Here is an 11,100-nt window from a genome sequence, read left to right on the forward strand (position 1 = left end):
GAGCTGTCGGTGGTGTCCTACCTGCGCGACCACGTGTGCCCGCTCCTGGTGGGCCAGGACACGGGGGACGGCTTCGTCGACCGGGCCGGCGGCCGCCTTCCGTGCCGGCTGTGCGCGGGGGTCGGAGACCGGTGCGCCCAAGCCGCGCAGATGGCATACCCAGGCGGCCAGGACCCGAGACGCCGCCCTGGGCGTGCGTTCCCGCGTCCGTTCGGCCCGCACCGTCGGCAGGATCCGGACCGGGAGCTTCACCGATCCGTCCGCGGCGATCTGCGCCAACAGGTGGCGCATCCTCGGGTTGGACCAGCGCCGCAGGAGCGCGTCCAGGTAGTCCCCGATCTCGTCCTCGGGCAGGTCCAGGTGGGGGCGGGCCTCCTCCCACCATTCCCGCAGCCAACCGAGGCAGACCGGGTCGTCCACGGCGTCGGCGACCGTGGTGTGTCCGCGAGCGCTCCCGGCGTAGGCCAGCAGGGAGTGTCCGCCGTTGAGCAGGGTGAGTTTGCACTGTTCGTAGGGGGTGACGTCGTCGGTGATCACCACTCCGGTGGCTTCCCAGTCCGGGCGTCCGGCCGGGAACTCACCGCCGATCACCCACTGGCTGAACGGTTCGGTGACCACCGGGGAGGCGTCGCGCGCCCCGGTCCGGTCCAGGACGGCGTCGCGGTCCCCGTCGGTGGTACGCGGGGTGATGCGGTCGACCACGCTGGTGGCGTAGGCGGCGGTCCGCTCCACCAGGGGGAGCAGGTCGGGGTCCACGAGCGCGGCCATGTCGCGGACGACGGTGCGGACGACGGAGCCGTTGTGGGGCAGGTTGTCGCAGGGCACGAGGGTGATCGGCCCCAGCCCGGCGCGTGCGCGGGCGAGGAGTCCGGCCAGGAGCCGTGCGGGCACGGTGGAGACCGGGGCGGTCGGGTCGCGCCGCAGGATCTCGGCGTCCTCGCGCACGCCGGCGTCGTCGGTGTCGAGTCCGCTGCCCGGGTCGTGCAGGTAGCCGGCCTCGGTGACCGTGGAGGTGACCACGGCCAGGTCGGGTGAGCGGAAGTAGCCCAGCCACGAGGCGTGGTCCGCGGCCGAGTGGACGGCGGAGACGCTGCCCACGACCTCGAAGCGGTCGCCGTCCTCGTGTCGGGTGACGAGTGTGTACAGCCCCTCCTGTGGCCGCAGCGCGTCGGCGGGTCCGTCCCGGCGTCCGGTGAAGGCGGCGATGCCCCAACGTCCCGGGGCGTGGTGGGTGTACCAGGCCAGGTGCGCGCGGAAGAAGTTGCCCAGGCCCAGGTGCACGATGCGGACCGGTGCGGGTTCGAGGTCGGGTCGGCCGGCGCGGGTGAGGGTGCGGGCGGTCGCGTCCGCCCCTTCCTTGGACGGAGTCACAGCTTGAACACTCCCCGGGGGATGGTGGTGCACAGCTCCACCGCGACCTCGGCGGCCTCGTCCTCCGCCAACCGGTGTTCGGCGACCAGTCCCGCCAGGTATCCGCTGTCCAGGCGGCGGGACATGTCGTGGCGGGCCGGGATCGAGCAGAAGGCCCGGGTGTCGTCGATGAACCCGGACGTGCGCGTGAACCCGGCCGTCTCGGTCACGGCGCCGCGGAACCGGCGGACCGCCTCCGGTGCGTCCAGGAACCACCAGGGGGCGCCCGCGTACACGGACGGGTAGAAGCCCGCCAGCGGGGCGATCTCGCGGGAGAACGTGGTCTCGTCCAGGGTGAACAGGACCAGGTGGAGGTTCGGGTGGGTTCCGTAGCGCTCCAGCAGGGGACGCAGCGCCTCGGTGAACTCCGCCCGGACGGGGATGTCGTGGCCGGTGTCGGACCCGTGGGCCTGGAACGTGGGTGTGTGGTGGTTGCGCCGCACCCCCGGGTGGAGGGTCATGACCAGGCCGTCCTCGGTGGACATGCGGGCCATCTCCAACAACATGTGGCGCCGCAGCGCCGTGGTCTCCTCGGGCGTGGCCGCGTCCGCGCGGGCGGCGCGGTAGATCCGTTCGGCCTCACCCGGATCGAGCGGGTCGGTGCGCACGTCGAAGTGGCTGTGGTCGGCCGAGGTCGCCCCGAGTTCGACGAAGCGGCGGCGACGCTCCTCCAGGGCCCGGACGTATCCGGTGTAGTCGCCCGTGTCGATCCCGGCGACCTCGCCGAGCCGGTCCACGGCCTCGACCCATCCGGGTCGGCCGGCCTCCAGGTAACGGTCGGGTCGGAAGGTGGGGATGACGCGCCCGGTCCACGTGGGGTCCTCGCGCAGCGAGCGGTGCGCGGACAGGTCGTCGGCGGGGTCGTCGGTGGTGGCGAGCACCTCCACGCCGAAGCTTTGGAAGAGCGCTCGGGGGCGGAATTCGTCCTTGGCCAGGCAGTCGGCGATCCTGTCGTGGATCGCGTCGGCGGTGGCCGCCGAGGGCCGTTGCTCGACCCCGAAGATCTCCGACAGCTCGGATTCCAGCCAGTACCGGGACGGCGTGCCCCGCAGGACGTCCCACCGCGAGCACAGGGCGCGCCAGATCGACCGCGACTCGGCTTCGGTCAGGTCGTCCCGCCCCACGCCGAGCTCGTCGAGGGAGAACCCGGCGGCGTGCAGGATCCGGGTCACGTAGTGGTCCTTGGTGACCAGCAGCGTCGCGGGGTCGGGGAAGGCCGCGTCCTCGACGAACAGTCGGGGATCGACGTGGCCGTGCGGGGAGAGGATCGGGAGTTCGCGCACGTGCCGGTAGAGCCGTCGCGCGATCGAACGGACCGACGGATCCGTGGGCAGCAGACGATCCGGGTGCGGTGCCAGGGGCGCGGTTGAACCTGTCATGGCCACATGCTGAGGCCCACCTCACACGGACGGCAACGAGTTGCCGTGAGTTGCCCTGGACGGACCGGCGTCACGCCACCGGATCGGTTCCGTGGGGTCCCGTGGAGCGGCGACGGATCAGCGAGGTGGGGACCACCAGCGGGGTCTCGGTCTGGGGGCGGGCGCCGTTGAGCACCGCCAACAGGTGACCCACCGCCGTGGAACCGACCTGGTAGAGCGGGGCGGCGACGGTGGTCAGCCCTGGCGTGACCAGCTGGGCGCCGAAGATGTCGTCGAACCCGATGACGCTGAAGTCGTCCGGGACGCGGTGTCCGTGTCCGATCAGCTCGCCCATGAGGCCGATGGCGAGCAGGTCGTTGTAGGCGACCACGGCGCTGGTGGGTTCGCGGCGCAGCGCACGCCCCGCTTCCACTCCCCCTTCGAGGGTCGGGGGGAAGGGCCCGATCCGGCGCACCTTCGGGCCCGCGCCCCGGGCGGCCTCGCGCAGTTCCCGCCAGCGCATCCCGTCGGTCCAGGACGCCTCCGGGCCGGCGACGTAGGTGAACCTGTCGTGTCCGAGTCCGCGCAGGTGGTCGATGGCGCGGCGGGCCCCGCTACTGATGTCGGTCACCACGCTCGGCACCCCGGTCACCACCCGGTTGAGCACGACCATCGGACGTTGTTTGGCGGTCACCCGGATCGTGGAGTCGGACATGCGCGAACTGGCCAGGACGATGCCCTCGACCATCGGCAGGGTGCGCTCCAGGGCCTGGCGTTCCACCAGGTCCGACTCGCGGGTGTCGGCGAGCAGCACGGTGTAGCCGGCCTTGGTGGCGGCGTCCTGGGCGCCCCGGATGATGTCGAAGTGGAACGGGTTGGTGGCGTCGGCGACCACGAGGGCGAGCATCGAGGTCCGTCCGACCGGGAGCGCCCGCGCCAAGGGGACGACCCGGTAGCCCAGGTCGTGCGCGACGTCCCTGATGCGTTCGGCGGTCCGCGCGTTGACCCTGCCGGGGCGGGAGAAGGCGCGGGAGACCGTGGAGGGCGAGACCCCGGCGGCCTCGGCGACGTCGTAGATCGTGGGCGAACGTCGCTCGGCCGGGTCACCGTCTTCGGAGTCCTCACCTGACATGCGCACAACCTATCGCGGCCGGTGGGGCCCTCCGTTGAAGTGCCCGAGCGGCCCGCCCACTCGGACCACGGGGCGTCCCGACGGTGGAGCGCACGCCAACATATGGCAACTTCTTGCCGGGCCCGTAGGCCGGTGTGACTCTGAGCACACCACCCCGATTGGATGTTCACGAAATGACCGAATCCCCTCGTCAGTGCGCTTCCGGCCCGCGCACTTCCGCATTGGCGATCCCTCTCGCCATCGCGGTCGCCCTCGGGCCGGCCACCGTGCCGGACGTCGCCGCCGCGGCCGAAACCCCTCTGGTGGAGTCACGGGTCAAGGACGTGATCGACGCGGACGGCGACCGTTTCCGGGACCTGAACGACGACGGAGAACTCGACCCCTATGAGGATTGGCGTCTGCCGGTCGCGGAAAGGGTCGACGACCTCGTCGGGCAGATGGATCTGGAGGAGATGTCCGGGCTCATGCTCATCGACACGCTCAACGCCGAATGCGTGGACGGAGAACGTGGGACCGTGCCCCCTCTCGCCGACGATTACGTCGAAGAGCAGCACATGCACAGGTTCGTGTTCCGCAATACCGTCACCGGACCCGACGACGCCGAATGCGGTGAATCCGAATCCGGTTTCGACGCCTCGACCAGCGTCACCCCCGAAGAGGCCGCGAACTTCACCGATTCCGTCCAGGAGATGAGCGAGGCCACGCGCTTGGGCATCCCCGCGCTGTTCAAGTCCAACGCCCGTAACCACATCGACCCCGACGCGCGGGCGGGCATCAACGAGTCCGTCGGGGCGTTCACCTCCTTCCCCAAGGAAGCCGGGATCTCGGCCGCCGCCCTGGGCGCCGAAGCCGCCGCGACCGGGCAGGACCCGACCACGGGCGACATGGCCGTGGTGGAGGACTTCGCCCACGTGATGGGCGACGAATGGCGTTCGATCGGCCTGCGCGGGATGTACGGCTACATGGCCGACCTGTCCACGGAACCGCGCTGGTACCGCACGCACGAGACCTTCACCGAGGACGCCGAACACGCGTCCGAGGTCATGGGGACGCTCGTGGGATCGCTTCAGGGTCCGGCCCGGAACGGTGTCTCGCTGAGCCCGGACAGTTCCGTGGCGCTCACCCTCAAGCACTTCCCCGGGGGCGGCCCGCAGCAGCTGGGGCTGGACCCGCACTACGCCTTCGGCAAGGCCCAGGTCTACCCGTCCGACGGTTTCGCCGACCACCTTCTGCCGTTCGAGACCGCCATCGACGCCGGGGTCTCCTCGATCATGCCCTACTACGGGGTTCCGGTCGACGTCTCCCACGAAGGACAGGAATTCGACGAGGTGGGGTTCGCCTTCTCCGACGACATCGTCGACGAACTCCTGCGCGAACGTATGGGCTTCGCCGGATACGTCAACTCCGACACCGGAATCATCAATGATCGTGCCTGGGGACTGGAGGACGCGACCGTTCCCGAAAGGGTCGCCGCCGCCATCAACTCCGGCACCGACACCCTCTCCGGATTCAACGACGTCCAGGTCATCCTCGACCTGGTCGACGAAGGACTCGTCACGGAGGAACGGGTCGAACTGGCCGCCGAACGGCTGCTCACCCCGATGTTCCAGATGGGTCTGTTCGAGAACCCCTACGTCGACCCCGAGGCGGCCACGGCCACGATCGGCTCCGAGGAGAACCGCGAGGTCGGTCTGGACGTGCAGCGCGACTCGCTCGTCCTGCTCCAGAACGAGACGACCGACGCCGGGCCCACCCTGCCGTTGGAGGACGAGTCGAGCCTGTACCTGCTGGGTGACTTCGACGAGGACGTCGTCGCCTCCTACGGACACGACGTCACCAGCGGAAACGTGGAGGACGACGAGGACGGCGAAGACGGTGGGGACAGCGGAGACGACGCGGAGCGGCCCAGCGCGGCCGACAGCGACTACGCGATCATCTCGCTGACCGCCCGGACCGAGGCGAGCGACTACGTCAGCGACGACGAGGACCTCGGGCTCGACGAGGACCACGTCAACCCCGGTGTCATCGACGGGATCGAGGGCCTGGACGGTGAAAGCCCGTACGGCGCCGCCGACGCCTGCGTGACCTCGGGCGCGGAAGAGTGCACCGACGACGGTCTCGGATTCGGGGGCTCCTACCCCTGGGAGTCGTCCGTCCTGGACTTCACCGGCATGTCCGAAAGCGACTCCTGGGAGGTCGAACCCTCCCTGGAGACCGTGCAGGAGGTCATGGCCGAGGTCGACGACCCGAGCAAGGTGATCCTGCACGTGTACTTCCGTCAGCCCTACGTCCTGGACCAGGAGAGCGGGCTCCGCGACGCCGGCGCCATCGTCGCCGGGTTCGGGGTGGGCGATACCGCGCTGATGGACGTGCTCTCCGGGGACCACGCGCCCCAGGGCCGCATGCCCTTCGCCCTGGCCGGCACCCCCGAGGCGATCACGCAACAGGACAGTGACGCCCCCGGCTACGCCGAGACCGACGACGGCGCCCTCTACGAGTACGGCTTCGGGCTGACCTACGAAGAGAACGCCGGTCTGTCGTCGCCGTGGTTCCTCTGGGGCACCGTCGGGTTGATCCTGGCCGGCGGCGCCTTCCTCCTCCTGCGAGGTTCGCGGGTGACCGACCATGACTGAGCCCTTCGAACGCCGACGGCGCGAAGCGACCAAGGACGGGAAACCAACAGTGAGCACACACGGCAGAACGTGCCTGGTGGCCGCCGCAGCCGCGGCGACGACCCTGGCACTGGCCTCCTGCGGGGGCGGCGCCGACGCCGGTGATCCCCCGGGCGAACGGACCCTGCGCCTGGCGCTGAACCAGTCGGAGGAGCACCCCTCCTTCACCGCGCTGGACCACTTCGGCGACCACCTGCGGGAGAACACCGACGGCGTGGAACTCGACATCTATCCCAACGAGACGCTGGGCGGCCAGGCCGAGGTGCTGCAACTGGTGTCGAGCGGGGCCGTGGACATGGCCATCGTCTCCGGCGCCCAGCTGGAGAACCTCAACCGGGACTTCATCGCCTTCAACGCGCCGAGGGTCTTCGACGACATCGAACACCAGATGGACGTCGTCCACGACCCGGAGATCACCGGTGACCTGTACTCCTCCCTGGACGAGAACCACGACCTGACGGTGGTGGGCGGCTTCACCCAGGGCGCCCGCAGCGTGTACACGGCGGACGGCCCCGTCGAGACCCCCGAAGACCTGGCCGGCGCCAACATCCGTGTCCAGGAGTCCCCGCTCAACGTCGCCATCGCCGAGGCGTTGGGGGGTTCGGCCGCTCCGATGGTCTACGGCGAGCTCTACACCGGGCTCCAGGCGGGGGTCGTGGACGCGGCGGAGAACAACGAGGTCTCCTACTTCACCCAGCGCCACTACGAGGTGGCACCGTACTGGTCCTACACCGAACACCTGATCGGGTTGGACTACCTGATCATCAACTCCGATGCCCTGGACGGGTTGAGCGAACAGGACCGCGCCGCCTTCGACGAGGGATGGACCGCCGCCTACGAAGAGCACGCCGTGCTGTGGGCCGAGGCCACCCAGGAGGCCATCGAGGGCGCCGAAGCCGACGGCGCCGAATTCCACCAGGTCGAGGAGGCCCCGTTCGCCGAGGCCCTGGACGGCCTCGTGGACGAGTTCGTGGTCACCGAAACACAGCGGGAACTCTACGACGCCGCACGTGAGGCCGCGGAGTGAAGCGTCCCAGCAGGTCCCGTACCCCCGATCGGAGGTTTCCGTGGAGTCGTTGAAGAAGTTCCTCGACACCTGTCTCTATTGGATCACCGTCGTGCTCTTCGCACTCCTGGTGGTGATCGTCGTGTGGCAGGTGTTCAGCCGCCAGGTCCTGAGCGACCCGGCGACCTGGACCGACGAGGGCGCCCGGATGTCCTTCGTGTGGCTGGGTCTGTTCGCCTCGGCGTACGTGTTCGGCGAACGCGGTCACATCGCCGTCGAGTACCTCGCCCGCAAGAGCCCGCCGAAGGTCGAACGCGCCGTCGCCGTCGGAGTGCAGATCATCGTCATGGCCTTCGCGCTGGTCATCCTCACCTGGGGCGGTTGGGCCGCGGCACAGAACGCGTGGAGCCAGCAACTCAGCGCGCTGCCCTTCACCTACGGGCACATGTACCTGGCCATGCCCATCACCGGTCTCCTCATGACGTTCTACGCCCTCCACCACGTCCGGGGGTTGCTGACCGGCGCGCAGGAGCCCTACGCCGACACCACCGAGGACGACCCCGAGATCCAACAGGAGAAGTACGTCCCCGACAGCGTGCTGTTGACGGAGACCGACCGATCCCCCGGTTCGCCGCGGGACGAGGCCGTGGACGGGTCCGTGGACGGGTCCGTGGACGGGTCCGAGAACAGCACCGGAAAGGACACCTGATGGATCCCTCAGCCCTGGCCGGACTCATTCTCCTGGTCGGCATCATCATCGGCATCGCCTCGTCCGTACCGATCGCCGTCGTCATCGGCCTGTCGGCGTTCCTGGCCGCGATCCCGCTGCTCGGACTCGAACAGGCCGCCCTGGTCAGCGCCCAACAGGTGTTCTCCGGGATCAACTCGTTCCCGCTCCTGGCGATCCCGTTGTTCGTCCTCGCGGGCGTCATCATGAACAACGGGGGGATCGCCGGAAGGTTGGTGGACGCCGCCAAGGTCGTGACGGGGCGCATGCCGGCCTCCATGGCGCAGACCAACGTCGTGGCCAACGGCCTGTTCGGGTCGGTGTCCGGCGCGGCCGTCGCGTCCGCCGCCGCCGTGGGCACCGTCATGGGTCCGCGCATGGCCCAAGAGGGTTACGACCGCCGGTTCGGCGCCGCCGTGAACATCGCCTCGGCCCCCGCGGGCATGCTGATCCCGCCGTCCAACACCTTCATCGTCTACGCGCTGGTCTCGGGCAGCTCCATCGCCGCGCTGTTCATGGCCGGTCTGGTGCCCGGGCTCCTGTGGGTGCTGGCCTGCATGATCGTGGTGTACCTCCACGCGCGCCGCCGACCCGGTCGGTTGCGCACCGACGAGCGGGTGAGCCTGACACAGGCGCTGGTCGTGCTCTGGCGCGCGACGCCGTCCCTGCTGATGATCGTCATCGTGGTGGGCGGGATCCTCACCGGGTTCTTCACCGCCACCGAGTCGGCTTCCATCGCCGTGGTCTACTGCCTGGTGCTCTCGGCGATCTACCGGTCGATCAGGTTCACGGACCTGCCGCAGATCCTGGTGGACGCCGGTCGGACCACGGCCATCGTGATGCTCCTGGTCGGGGTGTCCACGGTATTGGCGTTCGTCATGTCGTTCGCACGCATGCCCGAGGTGATCTCCGGCTTCGTCCTCGGGTTGACCGACAGTGACGTGGTCATCCTGTTGCTGATGATGATCGTGTTGCTGGCCATCGGCACTTTCATGGACCCGACCCCGGCGATCCTCATCTTCGTGCCGATCTTCCTGCCGATCGTGCAGGAGTTCGGGATCGACCCGGTGCACTTCGGTGTGATGGTCGTGATGAACCTGTCCCTGGGCGTGATCACCCCACCGGTCGGCAACGTGCTGTTCGTGGGTGCGAGGGTGGCACGTCTGCGGATCGAACCGGTGATCAGTCGCCTGTGGGCGTTCTTCGTGGCGCTGCTGGTGGCGCTGTTCCTGGTGGTGTTCGTCCCGCAGTTCTCCCTGTGGCTGCCCACCTTCCTGGGCCTGATCAACTAGGGCCTTCCAGCGGTGGAAGGGCTGAAAGGTAGGAGAGTAGGAGGGTAGGACCTCAGGAGAGCAGGAGGGTCGGAGAGCAGGACCGCAGGAGAGTCGGAGAGCAGGACCGTAGAACTGTGGAATGGCCCCGGGCGCATGAGCCGCGCTCGGGGCTTTCGGCGTTCTGATGTGGTTTCACACTCTGGTCGATCCAGTGCCACAGTGCTGGTGGGGTGGGGTGCCTGGGGTCGTTTTCCTGGAGGTTGTCGGGCGTGTGCCGGGTTGCTGGTGGTGCGCCTGGGGTCGTGTTCCTTGGGGTGCTCTGGCGGGGTTGCGGTGGTCTCCCCCTTCCCCGCCGCGTGATTGTGGCCGTCTCCGCTACGCGCGTCAAGGTCGTCGCTGGGGCGGCTTCGCCGAGAGAGCGCTCCACCTTGACCCGCTTCGCTACGACGGCAGTTGGCGGCTATCGGGGAAGCGGGGAGTGGGGTCAGGGACCCAAAAGCCCTTCCGGGCCTTCGGCCCGCCGGGCTTCGCCCGGTCCGGCCGCAGCCGGCCGAATCCCTACCCGGCCCCCTCGCTACATCGTTGAGCGCGTCGCCACTACGTGACGGGTGGGGTCACGAAGGGCCCGCTACAGGCGGCCATGGGGTGGGGCGCGTCCCTGCGGTAGCCGGCTCCGGTGGCGGGGAAAAGGGTTGTGGATAACCCACAAAAGGCACCATTCCATGATAGGCATCCCGGCGCCCTGAGAAAAGAAAGTAATATACCCGGAAGTAGGTCTGCCATTCTCCTGGCCATTGGCATATAATCAGAGTATGCGCTTCTCCGACACCCACACCGCTTCGACCGGGGCCACCCCGGTCGAGAAAGCGATGGCGGGTGTGCGCGAGCAGATCGAGGACATCTTCACCACCCCCATCCCGCCCGGCTGCGCCAAAAGCCGACTGGAACAATCGGTGGGCTTGCATCGCGACATGGAACGCTCCACCTACCTTCTGTTGGGTGACCTGGCCACGATGGAAGCCTCCGGGGATCTGCTGGAAGAGGGCGGCCAGAACACCCTCAAGGCGTGGATCACCCACAAGTGGGGCACCACCCCCGCCGAGGCCGGCAACCTCGCCACCCTGGCCCGCGCCGTCCACCACCAGCGGTTGCCGTTGGTGGATGAGGCGTTTGGGGACAGCACCCTGTCGTTGGGTGAGGCGTGTGCGATCGCGACCTCCACCGAAAAAGCTGTGACCGACTGGGCCAAGGTCCTGGAAACAGCCGATGAGGCGTTCAAAGCCGACCACCCGGATGTGGAGGGTTTTCGGGCCCGGTTGGAGTTCGGGCTGATCGCTTATAAGAAGGAGTGCCCGAAGGCGTCGGTGCGGCAGTTGCGGGACGCGGCGAAATGGTTCGTCGCCCAACTGGACCCCGATAAAGCCGACCGGGATTACGACGAGATTTTCGACAACCGTGGCGCCCAATTCTCGCCGACCTTCGAAGGCGGGTTCCTGCTGCGCATGTGGGGGCCGGGTGCGG

7 protein-coding genes and 1 pseudogene are annotated in these 11,100 nt (G+C 68.8%); 5 read left to right on the plus strand and 3 right to left on the minus strand.

Features of this window, described 5'->3' with window-relative positions; translation table 11 throughout:
* The 3 genes from BQ8420_RS03020 to BQ8420_RS03030 all read right to left on the minus strand — a co-directional run.
* The coding region (locus BQ8420_RS03020; RefSeq protein ID WP_087096264.1) for a mannitol dehydrogenase family protein at nt 1-1,371 on the minus strand (1,371 nt) is incomplete at its 3' end.
* Entirely contained in the window at nt 1,368-2,789 is a 1,422-nt protein-coding gene (gene uxaC / locus BQ8420_RS03025; RefSeq protein WP_087096265.1) for a glucuronate isomerase, read from the minus strand. The genes BQ8420_RS03020 and uxaC, both read right to left, overlap by 4 nt.
* 70 nt (nt 2,790-2,859) lie before the next feature.
* Nucleotides 2,860-3,900: a LacI family DNA-binding transcriptional regulator gene (locus tag BQ8420_RS03030; RefSeq protein ID WP_087096266.1), complete on the minus strand. Its 1,041-nt coding sequence runs from the start codon at nt 3,898-3,900 to the stop codon at nt 2,860-2,862.
* Between the two features lie 173 nt (nt 3,901-4,073).
* Here BQ8420_RS03030 and BQ8420_RS03035 point away from each other — a divergent pair, with 173 nt between their 5' ends.
* From BQ8420_RS03035 to BQ8420_RS03055, 5 genes and pseudogenes are all read left to right on the plus strand, one after another.
* Complete coding sequence (locus tag BQ8420_RS03035) at nt 4,074-6,533, plus strand: glycoside hydrolase family 3 N-terminal domain-containing protein (protein ID WP_087096267.1); 2,460 nt, start codon at nt 4,074-4,076, stop codon at nt 6,531-6,533.
* Nucleotides 6,534-6,609: 76 nt separating this feature from the next.
* On the plus strand, nt 6,610-7,599 hold the full coding sequence (locus BQ8420_RS03040; protein ID WP_235005892.1) for a TRAP transporter substrate-binding protein: 990 nt from the start codon (nt 6,610-6,612) through the stop codon (nt 7,597-7,599).
* A gap of 40 nt (nt 7,600-7,639) precedes the next feature.
* Nucleotides 7,640-8,287, plus strand: coding sequence for a TRAP transporter small permease (locus tag BQ8420_RS03045; RefSeq protein ID WP_087096269.1), 648 nt, complete (start codon nt 7,640-7,642; stop codon nt 8,285-8,287).
* Nucleotides 8,287-9,597 carry a TRAP transporter large permease gene (locus BQ8420_RS03050; RefSeq protein WP_200815771.1) on the plus strand — a complete coding sequence of 437 codons (1,311 nt, stop codon included), beginning with the start codon at nt 8,287-8,289 and terminating at the stop codon, nt 9,595-9,597. Before BQ8420_RS03045 ends, BQ8420_RS03050 begins: the two co-directional genes overlap by 1 nt.
* Nucleotides 9,598-10,391: 794 nt before the next feature.
* A pseudogene (locus BQ8420_RS03055) lies at nt 10,392-11,100 on the plus strand (13E12 repeat family protein); the annotation flags it as partial.

It is taken from the genome of Nocardiopsis sp. JB363 (assembly GCF_900143625.1).
Taxonomy (GTDB): Bacteria; Actinomycetota; Actinomycetes; order Streptosporangiales; family Streptosporangiaceae; genus Nocardiopsis.